Annotated in this window: 15 protein-coding genes; 9 read left to right on the top strand and 6 right to left on the bottom strand. The window is 53.7% G+C overall.

The genetic code is table 11. From position 1 onward, the window contains the following. Positions 1-96: 96 nt before the first annotated feature. From CWM66_RS14920 to CWM66_RS14935, 4 genes are all read left to right on the top strand, one after another. Positions 97-267, top strand: coding sequence for a YhfG family protein (locus CWM66_RS14920; protein WP_007369766.1), 171 nt, complete (start codon positions 97-99; stop codon positions 265-267). Then, a complete protein-coding gene (locus CWM66_RS14925; protein ID WP_035888966.1) occupies positions 257-859 on the top strand; it encodes a putative adenosine monophosphate-protein transferase Fic in 603 nt (200 codons plus the stop codon). The genes CWM66_RS14920 and CWM66_RS14925 overlap by 11 nt, the downstream gene beginning before the upstream one ends. Positions 860-889: 30 nt before the next feature. Beyond that, complete coding sequence (gene pabA, locus CWM66_RS14930) at positions 890-1453, top strand: aminodeoxychorismate synthase component 2 (RefSeq protein ID WP_007369768.1); 564 nt, start codon at positions 890-892, stop codon at positions 1451-1453. A gap of 87 nt (positions 1454-1540) precedes the next feature. Continuing rightward, positions 1541-2761: an aspartate aminotransferase family protein gene (locus CWM66_RS14935; RefSeq protein WP_007369769.1), complete on the top strand. Its 1221-nt coding sequence runs from the start codon at positions 1541-1543 to the stop codon at positions 2759-2761. Here CWM66_RS14935 and CWM66_RS14940 read toward each other — a convergent pair. After that, positions 2751-4829, bottom strand: a complete 2079-nt coding sequence (locus CWM66_RS14940) for a YccS/YhfK family putative transporter (protein ID WP_007369770.1) — start codon at positions 4827-4829, stop codon at positions 2751-2753. The two genes, CWM66_RS14935 and CWM66_RS14940, sit on opposite strands and share 11 nt — an antisense overlap. 48 nt (positions 4830-4877) lie before the next feature. After that, positions 4878-5510, bottom strand: a complete 633-nt coding sequence (crp, locus tag CWM66_RS14945; protein ID WP_000242755.1) for a cAMP-activated global transcriptional regulator CRP — start codon at positions 5508-5510, stop codon at positions 4878-4880. A 311-nt stretch (positions 5511-5821) separates the two neighbouring features. Here crp and CWM66_RS14955 point away from each other — a divergent pair, with 311 nt between their 5' ends. Then, a complete protein-coding gene (locus tag CWM66_RS14955) occupies positions 5822-6226 on the top strand; it encodes an OsmC family protein (protein WP_007369771.1) in 405 nt (134 codons plus the stop codon). Positions 6227-6255: 29 nt separating this feature from the next. On the opposite strand, the gene CWM66_RS14960 is transcribed toward CWM66_RS14955, so the two are convergent. The 3 genes from CWM66_RS14960 to CWM66_RS14970 are packed head-to-tail and all read right to left on the bottom strand — an operon-like array spanning position 6256 to position 8415. Continuing rightward, positions 6256-7125, bottom strand: a complete 870-nt coding sequence (locus CWM66_RS14960; protein ID WP_007369772.1) for a phosphoribulokinase — start codon at positions 7123-7125, stop codon at positions 6256-6258. Positions 7126-7180: 55 nt separating this feature from the next. Beyond that, complete coding sequence (locus CWM66_RS14965; RefSeq protein WP_007369773.1) at positions 7181-7399, bottom strand: YheU family protein; 219 nt, start codon at positions 7397-7399, stop codon at positions 7181-7183. Continuing rightward, positions 7396-8415: a hydrolase gene (locus CWM66_RS14970; RefSeq protein WP_007369774.1), complete on the bottom strand. Its 1020-nt coding sequence runs from the start codon at positions 8413-8415 to the stop codon at positions 7396-7398. Before CWM66_RS14970 ends, CWM66_RS14965 begins: the two co-directional genes overlap by 4 nt. 177 nt (positions 8416-8592) lie before the next feature. Here CWM66_RS14970 and CWM66_RS14975 point away from each other — a divergent pair, with 177 nt between their 5' ends. Next, positions 8593-9717 (top strand): toxic anion resistance protein, encoded by a 1125-nt coding sequence (locus CWM66_RS14975; protein WP_007369776.1) that lies wholly within the window; start codon positions 8593-8595, stop codon positions 9715-9717. Between the two features lie 15 nt (positions 9718-9732). Further along, positions 9733-10716: a 5-bromo-4-chloroindolyl phosphate hydrolysis family protein gene (locus CWM66_RS14980; protein WP_107146843.1), complete on the top strand. Its 984-nt coding sequence runs from the start codon at positions 9733-9735 to the stop codon at positions 10714-10716. 39 nt (positions 10717-10755) lie between these two features. Here CWM66_RS14980 and CWM66_RS14985 read toward each other — a convergent pair whose 3' ends face one another. Beyond that, a complete protein-coding gene (locus CWM66_RS14985; RefSeq protein ID WP_007369778.1) occupies positions 10756-11478 on the bottom strand; it encodes an NUDIX domain-containing protein in 723 nt (240 codons plus the stop codon). A 196-nt stretch (positions 11479-11674) separates the two neighbouring features. On the opposite strand from CWM66_RS14985, the gene prs reads away from it, so the two are divergent. Together prs and CWM66_RS14995 are read left to right on the top strand one after the other, a co-directional pair. Then, positions 11675-12535: a ribose-phosphate diphosphokinase gene (prs, locus tag CWM66_RS14990; protein ID WP_035888990.1), complete on the top strand. Its 861-nt coding sequence runs from the start codon at positions 11675-11677 to the stop codon at positions 12533-12535. A gap of 13 nt (positions 12536-12548) precedes the next feature. Next, positions 12549-14039 (top strand): nicotinate phosphoribosyltransferase, encoded by a 1491-nt coding sequence (locus tag CWM66_RS14995; protein ID WP_107146844.1) that lies wholly within the window; start codon positions 12549-12551, stop codon positions 14037-14039. Positions 14040-14214 lie beyond the last annotated feature (175 nt).

A 14214-nucleotide genomic window follows, 5' to 3' on the forward strand; every position in this document is an offset into this window, starting at 1 on the left:
GCACGGGTTTTTCGCCCGTGCTTAGTTCGCTTCCCTGCGTAACGTTAAATTGCTGCTTATAATTTGGGCAACTACATGTGCCAACAGGGAGGCGCTATGCCGAAAAAACTCACCGACAGGCAAAAATCCCGTCTCTGGGAGCAGCAGCGCAATGTTAACTTTCAGGCCAGCCGACGACTGGAAGGCGTTGACAGCGCGCTGGTGACGCTCACCGCCGAAGAAGCCAACATCCGACTTGCAGAACTCCGGAGGCACTATGAGCGATAAATTTGGCGATGGCCGCGATCCTTACCTCTATCCAGGCCTGAATGTGATGCGCAACTTACTGGGTATCCGCCAGGCGCAGCGCCTTGAACAAGCTGCTTATGAGCTGACGGCATTACGTGCAGCGACGCTTGGACTGGGGCCGCTGGCACGCGGGCTTCCGCATCTTTGCGCTATTCATCATCACCTTTATCAGGATGTGTTCGACTGGGCCGGGAAGTTTCGGGAAGTAGACATCTACGAGGGCGATACGCGTTTTTGCCATTTCGAATACATCGAAAAAGAGGGCAACGCGCTGATGCAGCAACTGGAAGAAGAAGAGTGGTTGTGCGGCCTGTCTGCGGATGCGTTTATCGAACGACTTGCGCACTACTACTGTGAGATCAATGTGCTGCATCCATTCCGCCTCGGCAATGGCATCGCACAGCGCATCTTTTTTGAGCAGCTTGCGCTGCACGCTGGCTATATTCTGGACTGGCGCGGTATCGCTCCTGAACGCTGGAGCGCGGCGAACCAGGCCGGAGCGATGGGTGATTTAGATCCACTGTGCGCTATCTTCCGTAAAGTGGTAAGCGAAGCTGTCGAAAGCGAGTAAACTAGCGCGGTTTATTTTACCGAGGCCGCTATGATCCTGCTTATCGACAATTACGACTCCTTCACCTGGAACCTGTATCAATACTTTTGCGAACTGGGCGCAAGGGTGGAGGTGAGGCGTAACGATGAGCTTTCGCTTGAGGATATTGCCGCGCTGGCACCGCAAAAAATCGTTATCTCGCCAGGCCCTTGTACGCCCGATGAGGCCGGTATTTCACTGGAAGTCATTCGCCATTATGCAGGCAAACTTCCTGTGCTGGGCGTCTGTCTTGGTCATCAGGCGATTGCCCAGGCCTTTGGCGCGACGATCGTCCGTGCGGCAAAAGTGATGCACGGCAAAACATCGCCCATTACCCATAACAATAGCGGCGTGTTTACCGGGCTTAATAATCCGTTAACCGTCACCCGTTACCATTCTTTGGTGATTGATCCACCTACGCTACCCGCCTGCTTTGAAGTCACTGCGCGCACGGAAAGCGGGGAAATAATGGGGATTCGCCATCGGCAGTGGGATCTGGAAGGCGTACAGTTTCACCCGGAAAGTATTCTTAGCGAGCAGGGCCACCAGTTACTGGAAAACTTCCTCAAACGGTGATTTCTGGTTGCCACGCAGTGATTTTTTATGCATATTTCGTGATTATATTTTCATAATCAATGCAACAAAAAATTGGATGGGCAAGACATGGCAACTCAGCAAGACGCGGTAACGCGTGCAAACTTCGATGAAGTGATTCTGCCAATTTACGCACCGGCCGAGTTTATCCCGGTGAAGGGAAAAGGCAGTCGTGTGTGGGATCAGCAGGGTAAAGAGTATGTTGATTTTGCAGGTGGAATTGCGGTAACTGCTTTAGGACACTGCCATCCCGCGCTGGTAGAAACGTTGAAAACGCAGGGTGAAACGCTGTGGCATATCAGCAATGTATTCACCAACGAACCGGCTCTGCGTCTGGCGCGTAAACTGATTGACGCGACTTTTGCCGAGCGCGTGGTGTTTATGAACTCCGGCACGGAAGCGAACGAAACCGCCTTTAAGCTGGCGCGTTTTTATGCATCCACTCGCCATAGTCCGTATAAAACCAAAATTATTGCCTTCCACAATGCTTTCCACGGTCGTTCGCTGTTTACCGTCACGGTTGGTGGTCAACCGAAATATTCCGACGGTTTTGGCCCGAAACCAGCCGATATCATTCATGTGCCGTTCAACGATCTGCACGCGGTGAAAGCTGTCATGGATGATCATACCTGCGCGGTGGTGGTCGAGCCGATCCAGGGGGAAGGCGGTGTTACGGCAGCAACGCCGGAGTTTTTGCAAGGGCTGCGCGAACTGTGCGATCAGCACAAAGCGCTGCTGGTATTTGATGAAGTGCAATGCGGCATGGGCCGTAGCGGCGATCTGTTTGCTTATATGCACTATGGCGTGACGCCGGACATTCTGACCAGTGCGAAAGCGCTGGGGGGCGGTTTCCCGATCAGCGCGATGCTGACGACCAATGAGATCGCCAGCGTGTTCCACGCCGGTTCGCACGGTTCCACCTATGGCGGCAACCCGCTGGCCTGCGCGGTAGCGGGAACGGCTTTTGACATTATCAACACGCCAGAAGTGCTCAACGGTGTGAATGCTAAACGCCAGCTTTTCGTTAAGCATTTGCAGCAGATCGGCGAAAAATATCAACTCTTCAGCGAAGTTCGCGGCATGGGGTTGTTGATTGGCGCTGAATTGACTGCGCCGTTCAAAGGCCGCGCGCGTGATTTTCTCTATGCTGCCGCAGATGCGGGCGTAATGGTGCTGAACGCCGGTCCGGACGTAATGCGCTTTGCGCCGTCGCTGGTTATTGACGAGCAGGATATTGATGAAGGGATGCGCCGCTTTGCCAGCGCGGTAGAGAAAGTGGTTAATGGTTAAGGCGTCGGCTTAGCCAGATGCCATGATGCGGGCGCTGACGCCATGCCACTGACGAAATGGTGTGCATGGTGTTCAGATGCCCGATAACCCGTTGTAAATGCTGTTCAAGCGTGCTCATTGGCCCGTGGGTCAACGTTTCCGGCGCTTCAAGAATATTCACATCACCGGACTCTCCCGGTCCGTCATACTCCAGCCGCTGCTGACAACGTTGCAGCGCAATTTCGCAGGACTGTAAATAGCGCTGCGCCAGCTCCGGCGTCAGCATCGTATGCTCACGCGCCAGCGTGGTCATCGCATTGATATGTTCGACAATAAATTGACTGTGCGTCACCCACAACTTCATATCTTCCAGATAACGGGTGTTAAAGCCCGGTTCCTGCATTGCCTGATTGAGCGAGTTAAAAAGTGCATTATGTGCCTGGTTGACGCGCATACGCTGCCAGGCGAGCGGCGTGGGCTGCGGGTCATCGCTGAGGATCAGGCGAATCGCCTGCTGGTCTGTTTCCAGCGCGTCGTGGGCATTCTGGCGCAGCAAACCGCTTTGCCATTGCGGCCACAGCCAGACCATACCGCCAAAGGCGATCAGGCAGCCAATTAAGGTATCGATTAGCCGCGCGACAATAAATTCTTCGCCGTTTAAGGTCAGCAGTTGCAATGAGTACACCGCGGTAATGGTAAAGCCGACCATCGCCCAGCCGTAGTTTTTGCGGATAATCAGATAGCTGACCAGCGTAATCAATAACATGGCCGTCAGCGTAAAGCCGAGCGGAACATGAAAGTGCAACGTGATCCCGGCGATCACCAGCCCGGCAATGGTTCCTGCCGCCCGGTGGACAATGCGTACGCGTGTCGCGCCATAACCATTTTGCGTAACAAACATAATTGTCATCATGATCCAGTAGGGCTTCGGCAGATGCAGGGCGCTGCCCATCAGGCCGGCAATACTGAGCATCACACTGATGCGCGCCGCATTACGCAGCGCGGCGGATTTCAGGGACAAATAGCTTTTCAGCGCCGGGAGAAATGGTAATCGACGCTGCTTCTCTGCCATCAAATCGCGGATGTACAGAGGACGCTGCGTACGTAGTACGCGGGCGATGCGGCTAAAGTGCCAGGCGCAGAACTGGCCTACCGGATTATCCGGGTGCTGGCGGGCGATTTTTTCCAGCGCGCCAATTTGCTTCTCCATCGTGAAACGCGTCGGATACCGATGGTAGAGAATATCGTCCGCCAGCACGCGTAAACGGGCGGCAACGGTCTGCGCATTCCAGCGGATCACCTGCTCGGCATGGGTTTGTTCAACCAGTTTTTGTACCTCTTCCGGCTGGTGCAGGCTAACGGAAATATGCTCTTGCAAATCCAGCGCGACCTGGAAAACGCGCAGCAGGCGTTTGTAGTCGTTATGCTGATTGGCCGCCAGCATATGCAATTGTTGATAGCACTGGCTTATCATATCCACCGCTTTTTGCTGGCGTGCAAGCAGCGGCGGCAGGGCTTTTTCCGGATCGGCGTGCTGCGTCAGCAGGCTGTATTTGGCCTCGCAATAATCAGCCAGTTGCCGGTAGAGCAGGCTTAATGATTCGCGCAGCGGTTGTTCCCGCCACATCCAGAACCAGAACCAGTTAAACAGCCCGTACCACAGCGTGCCCAGCGCGTAGATCAGCAGTGGTTCCCACACCGGCATATTCCCGGCGAGGCTGAGCGTGAAGATGGCGGCAATCAGCGAGGCGGGCAGTAAGCGCGCGTGCAATGCGCTGATCTCGGCCGTGACGCCCAGTAGCAGGGTCAGCATGGTAAAGATCAACGGCAGCGGAAGATCTTCCGCCAACAGCAATTGCACAGCCAGGCTGCTACCCGCAAACAGACTGCCGCCAATAATCAGGCGCTTAAAGAAACGCTTATGCGGCGTGTCGAGACCGGCAATATTGCAGCAAGCGGGAACGAGTGAGAAAAGCAGACCCTGTTGCAGATGCCCGACGAGCAGGCCAATCGCCACAGGCAGACATAACACCAGCGTTTGTCGCAGTGCGTAGTTGATTTCGGGGTGATAAATCAGCCTGCGCCACATGAGGAGAGAAAAACGGCGCGCCGGGTAAACGATGCGCCGTTTTACGGATTAACGTGTTCCGTATACCACGATGGTTTTACCGTGGGCGGAGATCAGGTTCTGATCTTCCAGCATTTTCAGGATGCGGCCGACAGTCTCACGGGAGCAGCCAACGATTTGGCCAATCTCCTGGCGAGTGATTTTAATCTGCATGCCGTCCGGGTGAGTCATTGCGTCCGGCTGTTTTGCCAGATTCAGCAGCGTCTGCGCGATACGGCCCGTTACGTCCAGGAACGCCAGGTTGCCGACTTTCTCCGAGGTCACCTGAAGGCGACGCGCCATCTGTGCGGAGAGGCGCATCAGAATATCCGGGTTCACCTGGATAAGCTGACGGAATTTTTTGTAGGAAATCTCGGCGACTTCACAAGCGGTCTTGGCGCGTACCCAGGCACTGCGCTCCTGACCTTCTTCGAACAAGCCCAGTTCACCGATAAAATCACCCTGATTAAGGTAAGAGAGAATCATCTCTTTACCTTCCTCATCCTTGATTAGCACTGCCACTGAGCCTTTAACGATGTAGTACAGCGTTTCCGCTTTTTCACCCTGGTGAATCAGCGTGCTCTTCGACGGGTACTTATGAATGTGGCAATGAGACAAGAACCATTCGAGAGTCGGGTCTGTTTGCGGTTTGCCAAGCACCATGCGCGGTTATCCTCTGTTATAAGCTGGCTCCGAAAGCGGGGATGTAGTTTCAGCCTGCTTCCGGGGTTGCAATCAAAGCTTCTCATGTCCTGAGAAGTAGGCCGTCAGCGTTATCTGCGGCCTCTAATCTACGATGTCATGCATACATGCGTAACATCCATTTATCTCTGTAGCATCCAGATTGTTTTAGCATAGGTTTTCACGCCTGTCTCCTGGTGTCTCGCTTCAGCATGACGCAGGTCGCCTTCCGTTGCGAGTTTTGTTATGTACGCGTAATCTGTGGAGAAAATTACTACTCCGGAGTGAATAAAATGCAGGCACGAGTGAAATGGGTTGAAGGGTTAACCTTCCTGGGTGAGTCCGCATCTGGCCACCAAATTCTGATGGACGGTAATTCCGGGGATAAAGCGCCAAGTCCGATGGAGATGGTGCTGATGGCTGCGGGCGGTTGCAGCGCAATTGACGTCGTTTCCATCCTGCAGAAAGGACGCCACGACGTGACCGACTGCGAAGTGAAGCTGACTTCCGAGCGCCGTGAAGAAGCGCCGCGTCTGTTTACGCACATCAATCTGCACTTTATCGTCACCGGTAAGGCGCTGAAAGACGCGGCGGTTTCCCGCGCGGTGGATCTGTCGGCAGAAAAATATTGCTCCGTAGCGTTGATGCTGGAGAAGGCCGTGAAGATCACCCACTCCTACGAGGTTATCGAAGCCTGATGCCCTGGCCCGGCGATCGGTTTGCCGGGCTACTTAATCTTTTTCCCTTCCATCAGCCGTTGCACCAGCGGCGTCATAATCAATTCCATCGCCAGCCCCATCTTGCCGCCCGGTACCACCAGCGTATCCATATGGGAAATAAACGAACCTTGCAGCATCGCCAACAGCCACGGGTAATCAATGCCCTGCAAATTCTGGAAGTGAATGACCACAAAGCTTTCATCGAGTGACGGAATGCCTTTTGCGGCAAAAGGGTTAGAAGTATCGACTGTCGGCACACGCTGGAAGTTGATGTGCGTACGGGAAAACTGCGGGGTGATAAAGTTGATGTAATCTTCCATCGAGCGAACCACCGAATCCATCACTGCTTCACGGGAGTGTCCGCGTTCGCTGGTGTCGCGAATCAGTTTCTGGATCCACTCCAGGTTGACGATCGGCACCACGCCAACCAGCAAATCAACGTGCCGCGCCACGTCATTTTGCGGTGTTACTACGCCGCCGTGCAGCCCTTCGTAAAACAGCACGTCGGTGGGTTCCGGCAGCGGTTGCCAGGGCGTAAACGTGCCCGGAACCTGATTCCACGGCACCGCTTCATCGTAGGTATGCAGATATTTACGCGTTTGCCCGGTTCCGCTCTGGCCATATTCGCTAAAGGTTTGTTCGAGCAGGCCAAAGTCATTGGCATCCGGGCCAAAGTAACTGATATGCCGCCCAAGATCGCGGGCTTTGCGGATCGCCATATCCATTTCCGGACGGGTATAGCGATGGAAGCTGTCACCTTCCACTTCTGCGGCATGCATATCGAGCTGGGCGAAGATTTTACGGAAGGCGACGCTGGTCGTGGTGGTTCCCGCGCCGCTGGAGCCAGTAACGGCGATGACCGGATGTTTGGCGGACATAGCAACTCCCTGAATAAAACTGTGTTTGCAGTATAGTCAGCCGCCATCTACCCGGTTAACCGTGGAACTGCCCCCGCGGCATAATATTTACTGTCTCGTGCAGTTCCGACCACACCAGTACAGCTTCACCGCGTTGCAGTTGACGTTTAACGTCAGCGACTTTTTGTTCTAGCGAACGTTCATGTTCACCATAATCGGTGCCTTCGCGCAAGACAAAGCTCTCAATCAGATTGTTCAGCGTGTCGGCGTCAATCTCTTGCCAGGGAATAATCATGATGTTCTCAGCCAGGTGGAAAGCCAGTCCGGAATGCGCTTTTCCAGCCACATTTCCGGTCGGCGCAGTGTACCGCCGACAAACCCGACATGACCGCCGTGCTCTGTCAGTTGGTACTCAATATTTGGCGGTAAATGCCCGGCGTCGGGAATGACGTTGTGATCCATAAACGGATCGTCTTTGGCGTGAATGATCAGCGTCGGTTTGCGGATCAGCGGCAACTGCGGCATGGCGCTACAGCGGCGATAGTAATCCAGCGCATCCGCAAAGCCGTGGATTTTGGCGGTGATCAAATCGTCAAATTCACGGATACGCCGCACTTTCCGCAGCGCTGGCAGCGTTGTCGGCAGCGAGCCGGGATAGGCTCTTAATTTGCGTGCGGCGTTCGCTTTCAGCAAATTCAGCAGGTAACGCTGATAGAAGCGGGAAAACCCTTTTTCCATATGATAGCTGCACGCTTCCAGCATCAATGGCGCAGAGACAATCACGGCTGCATCAACGGGAAGAGAATCATCGGCTTTGGCCAACAGACAGCCAAGCATATTGCCGCCCAGCGAATACCCTACCGCCGCGGTCGGCGCCGGGCCGAAGGTTTCTGGCAGCCAGCGCAAAAACCAGGTGCCATCTTCGGTTTCGCCGGAGTGGTAGATGCGGTTCAGGCGGTTGGGAATGCCGCTACACCCGCGAAAATGCATCACCACGCCCAGCCAGCCGCGCTCTTTTGCCGCATGGATAAGACCATGCGCATACGGACTGTGCAGGCTTCCTTCCAGGCCGTGAAACACGACCAGACGCGGTTTGTGTTTTGCTTGCCCGGGCTCTTCGCTCCAGGCGAGATCGACGAAGTCGCCGTCCGGCAACTCCAGGCGCTGCCACCAGGGATCAAACTGTAAGCGGCGGCGTAGAATGCGAGGCAGCATCGTTTGTAGATGCGGATTCCGCGCACCCGGCATCGGATGAAAGTTGTGCGAATCTTCCTGATTTTCAAGAAGATTTGCAGGGGTAATATCTGCCATCGTGTTAAATCATCTCAAGAAACTGACGCTTATTATACTTGTGAATATTTAAGCTGTTTAATACTTTGCTGCTGTTGTACCGTATTACGCTCTATGGACAGCCTTATAACGATTTAATAAATCAGCAATTTCATTCCATTACTGCTGTCCGCTTTTCACTCATTGAGGACTCATTGGATGACGGAAAATACCTCGCTTGACCTTGCGGCGCCACAGCAGCTCAATCAGGCAATTAACGACTTACCCGGCAGTGAAAATTTAACCCCAGCCGAGCAAACGCAAATCCAGAATATCGTTGAAGAAATTAATATTAACGATCCGGTGTTCTCGCTGGCCTTTGGCGCCAAAACCATGAACAGCATCTCGCAGTTTTCTGAATCGCTGATGCAGGAAGTCCGGGCGAAAGACGCTGGCGTGATTGGCGCACAGCTGACCGATCTGCTGATGAAAATCAAGCAGGTGGATATCAGCGCTTTTGAGCAAAAACCGGGTTTCCTCGCTTCACTACCGCTGTTGGGATCGCTGTTTAACCGGATCGAGCGCACTATGCTGGAATACCAGACGCTGGCGAAGCAGGTAGATACCATCACCGAAAAGCTGAACGAAGCGATGGTGGATCTGCTGCGCAATATCTCGGTCCTGGAGATCCTGTTTGATCGTAACCGCGACGTTTTTCAGCAAATCACGTTGCATATCATTGCCGGTAAGCAAAAGCTGGAGCAGATCAAACAGAACGAACTACCCGCTTTGCAGGCGCAGGCGGCAACTGATCCGATGAACGCACAGCGCCTTCGGGATCTGCTGGAGGGCATTCAGCGCTTTGAGCGTCGTCTGCATGATTTGATGCTGTCGCGCACCATTGCGATGCAGTCCGCGCCGCAAATCCGCCTGATGCAAAGTAACAGCCAGTCCCTGGCGGAAAAGATCCAGAGCAGCATTCTTTCCACTATTCCTGTCTGGAAGAGCCAGATTGCGCTGTCGATGTCATTACAGACTCAGCGTCAGGCGGCAAAACTGCAAAAAGACGTTGCCGATACGACCAACGACTTACTGCGCCGCAATGCAGAAATGTTGCAAACCGGAACGCTGGAAACAGCGCGCGAAGTGGAGCGTTCGGTCGTGGATATCGAAACCCTGCGTGAGGTGCAGACGCGGTTGCTCAGCACCATTGAAGACTCCGTGAAGATCGCTACCGACGCGCGCCAGCGCAGAGCCGAGGTGGAAAAAGAGTTGGTCACGATGGAAAACGATCTGCGTAGCCGCCTGGCGTCTATTGCCAACGGCGCGGTGCGTCAGCAGTAAGGCGGGAGAAAGACGATGTTCGATAAAGCAGGAACGCGGCTGGATACTATTTACAGCAAGCGTTTGAATCGGGTCGCTCTCCAGCTACTTATGTTTTTCATTGGAGCGATGTATGCCACTTATTTTGCTCCGTACGCCACGCAGGCTAATACAGGGCTGGGTAGTGAAGCGGGCGGGATAGAAACGAGCTTCGCTGCGGTGGACTGGTTTTGTTTTATTTTGCTCTGCCGCACGTTGTTCTTCGATCGTATCGCGCTGTGTGTCGGGGTGCTGGCGGGCTTTTGCTGGCTTTTTGTGGGCGATGCGGTAGCGCTGCCATTTTGGGCAGGAACAATGGCGCTGTTGGTGCACATCTACAGAAGCGGGTGGAGCAAACTGGGTAAAATCCACATCTGGTATCTGTTTTTATGGTTCTCGGCCGCGTTGAAGTATGGCTCGATCTATGAATACACCGCACATCCTGTTTACCTGACGCTGTTTGCCTTGCTATTTGCCGGATACCTCCTGTACGAGCTGGCGCTGAAAGTTAACGCCCGCAGGCAACAGGACCGGTTGGCAATGTTTGCCGAAGCGGAAAGAGAGAAAGAAAAACTGGCTGATTCGGATAAAGCGCTGGTGCAGCGGATATCTCGTCTGGAACAAATCAGCGATTTGCCTGGGCCGCTACTGGTCGAGCTCGCTCAAATCATTCATTCGGCGCAGCAGATTGTGGTGTGCATGAAGACTGACGAGCGGGATGAAGTGTCCGGACGGAGATTTTTGGAGCGCTACTTGCCGGGCGTTGAAATGATCGTCACGCAGGGGCAGTCCCTTTCAAAGCAGTTGATAGACGATGAGTTGCGCCGAAAGACGACTGAAGATCAACTGGATATGTTGATCCGCTTAAGAAGTGCTTTTCATCAGCAGCATCAGGCGCTACTGGAAAACGACACGGACGATTTTGATTCAGAGCTCAGAACGCTGGACAAACTTCTTAAAACAGACGGCTATGTGAAATAAAAGCGCGCCTGCACCCGCAATAGCGTGGGTGCAGGTATGTTACCCATCCGCCAGTAAATTCCGTGTAAAAAGATGAATGTCGGCGTCCGGTTTGCGTCGCCACAAACGCGCTTTACGCGCGCCGGTCGCCACGCTCTGACCCGTCTCTTCAAACATGCCAGAAGCTTCAAAGCGGCGGATCAAACTTTTACGCTGAATAGGCTGACCAAGAATGATTTCGGTCGCCTCCTGCAATTGCGCCTGGGTAAACGTCTCCGGCAAGCAGTAAACCGGCAGTAACGAGTACATGGTTTTCTGACGCAGCCGGTGCAGCGCCGCCTGAATAATATCGCGGTGATCAAATGCCAGCTCAATGGTATCCAGCTCGCTGACGGGCACCCATTTCGCATCACTCACACTGGCAATATGCGGCGCACAAGAAACCCATGAAATCAGCGCGTACCAGGCGATAGTCAGGCTCCAGCCGCGTGGATCTCGCTGTGGGCCGGAAAAGGTATCGAGCTGTTCCAGCCAGGAGGGAGAGACGCCGGTTTTTTCCGTGAGTTTGCGCAGCGCTGTGGTGCGTGTGGAATCATCCTGCGCCATGTCGATAAACCCACCGGGCAATCCCCAGCGCCCTTGCTGCGGCTGGCTTGCACGCTTTACCAATAGCACGCAAAGCACCTGCTGATGCACGGTAAACAGCACACTATCCACCGTCACCAGTGGCGAGGGAAAACGGCTGGCATCATAAGCTTCCAGGTACTCTGCTTCGCTGATCATGGCTCTCTCGCTCCTTTTTACACGTCACAAGTTTATCAGCCTGCCCTGGAGCGGCAAGCTAACTTTTATCAGCTTAATTTTCAGCGAGTTAACTTGTTATTTCGTGGTAATTGGAAAAAACGCTTGCCTTAATAGTGTCTCACAGACAATATTAAAAGTGTCCAAGGGACATTAATGAGTTAAAGCGAGGTGAATGATGGCGAGCAGAATCGAATTAGTGATTGATAATGAGCAGGTTGAGATTAGCCATGGCGTCTTTCCCGATGGCGCTGTATGGCTAAAAGTGGCCGGTAAACTTCCCTCATTCGCCCTGCATATGCGGGTACGTGTCGCCGCCATGCGCGATATGAACGACTTTATGTTACTGGCACAACTGGTGGATGCCGTGCGCCATGTTACCGATATCGCAGTGAGCCATCTGGAGCTGGCATGGTTGCCGTGGGCACGTCAGGACCGCCATATGGTGGCAGGTGACAGCTTCGCACTGAAGGTTTTTGCCGACCAGCTCAATACCCTGAATTTCGACAAAGTGTATATCCTCGACCCGCACAGCGATGCTGCGGCGGCAGCCATCAAGAACTGCGTAGTGATTGCGCAGGAAAGTGGCCTAATGCAGAGCGAAACGCTGCGTCGCGCCATAGGCAAGAGCGAGCTGATGCTGGTCGCGCCGGACGCCGGTGCGCTGAAGAAAATCCACAACGTGGCAAAAGCCAGCGGCGCGCAAAGCTACGCCATCCTGACGAAAGAACGTGATGTTGCAACAGGAAATCTTACGGGGTTTGCGTTGGTGGCTGGTGATGTGGCGGGCAAAGATGTGCTGATCGTTGATGACCTTTGCGATGCGGGCGGCACCTTTATCGGCTCAGCACAGGTGCTGCGCGATGCCGGGGCTCGCAGTGTCAGTCTGTATGTCACGCACGGCGTCTTCTCCAAAGGGGTCGAACACTTGCTGAATAATGGCATTGACGCAATTTACACCACCACCTCCTTCACCTCGCCTGAGCTTGCAGACCCGCGAGTTGAACTGATCGACATCGACACTATTTTCCGCGCTTAAGGGAGCCAACATTATGAAAATCAATCCCATTCTGGCTATCGACGGTTATAAAGTTTCGCACCGTGTGCAATACCCGCAGGGAACAACTCAGGTTTACTCCAACTTTACCCCGCGCAGCGACCGCTTTTTCCAGTCTCCCGTTGCGGATGGCAAGCTGGTGTTTTTCGGCCTGCAAGGCTTTCTGAAGTGGTTTATGGTTGATTTGTTCAATGCCGACTTTTTTACCCGCCAGGAAGATGACGTCGTCAATGAATATAAGCAGGTGATGGATAATTATCTCGGCAGGGATGCCGTGGCGGTCGATCATATTCGCGCGCTGCATCGTTTGGGGTATCTGCCGCTGCACATAAAGTCGCTGGATGAAGGCAGTAAAGTGCCAATGAAAGTCCCGGTTTTGACGATTACCAACACCCGTGAGGAGTTTTTCTGGCTGGTGAACTACCTGGAAACTGTGCTCTCCGCTGAATTATGGAAAGCCTCCACCAACGCCACCATTGCCCACCACTACCGTAAAATTTGTCAGCAGTGGGCAGAGAAAACCTGCACCGATTTATCGCATCTGGATTTCCAGTGTCACGACTTCTCTTTTCGCGGCATGGCCGGTCTCCACGATACGGCGCAGGCTGGGGCCGGTCACCTGCTGAGTTTCAAAGGTACCGACAGCATTCCGTCACTGCTGTATGTCCGCGATCACTACACTGGCGGTGAAGAGTACTTTATTGGTGCCAGCATTCCCGCTACTGAACACAGCGTGATGTGCATGGGTGAACACGATCATGAAATCGAAACGTTCCGACGTCTGATTGCCGATATTTATCCGCAGGGATTTGTTTCTATCGTATCGGATACCTGGGATTACTGGCGTGTACTGACGGAATACACCAGGGAATTGAAACAGATCATTCTCCACCGTGAGGGACGCGTGGTGTTCCGCCCGGACAGCGGCGATCCGGTAGAGATCCTTTGCGGGACGGGGGCAGATAATGACATGCATCCGGAACGCAGCCCGGAAGAGAAAGGTTCGGTAGAGGTGCTGTGGGAAATCTTTGGCGGCACGATTAATGAGAAAGGTTACAAAGTGCTGGATCCGCATGTTGGCCTGATTTATGGGGACTCCATCACCCTGGCGCGTGCGAATGAGATCCTGCGCCGTCTGGAAGCCAAAGGTTTTGCCAGCTCCAACGTGGTGTTTGGCGTCGGTTCCTTTACTTATCAGTACAACACCCGTGACACCTTCGGTTTCGCGATGAAAGCGACCTGGGGAGCGGTAAACGGCGAAGGACGCATGATTTTTAAAGAGCCGAAAACCGATAATGGTCTGAAACGTTCGGCGCGGGGACTACTGCGCGTGGAGCGCGATGCGCAGGGGGAACTGCAACTGTATGATGAACAGCGTTGGGAGCAGGAAAAAGGCGGTGAACTGAAAACGCGCTTCCTTGATGGCAAACTCTATCAAACGGAGCATTTAGAGCAGATTCGCCAGCGTCTGGCCAGCCAGCGCTAATCTTTCGTTGGCGGTACGTTCCGTACCGCCATAATACTTTTCTTATCTGGCGAAACTGATCCACATCACAGATTGTTTCGTTGATTATTACTCCCAGGCTAATGATTTCGTCGCCTCCTTAATTGATGCCTTTCTCAGCAAAGCGCACACTGAGTTCAGTGTTAAGCAAGTCAAA

This window comes from Kosakonia sp. H7A (genome assembly GCF_003028445.1).
Classification (GTDB): Bacteria; Pseudomonadota; Gammaproteobacteria; order Enterobacterales; family Enterobacteriaceae; genus Kosakonia; species Kosakonia radicincitans.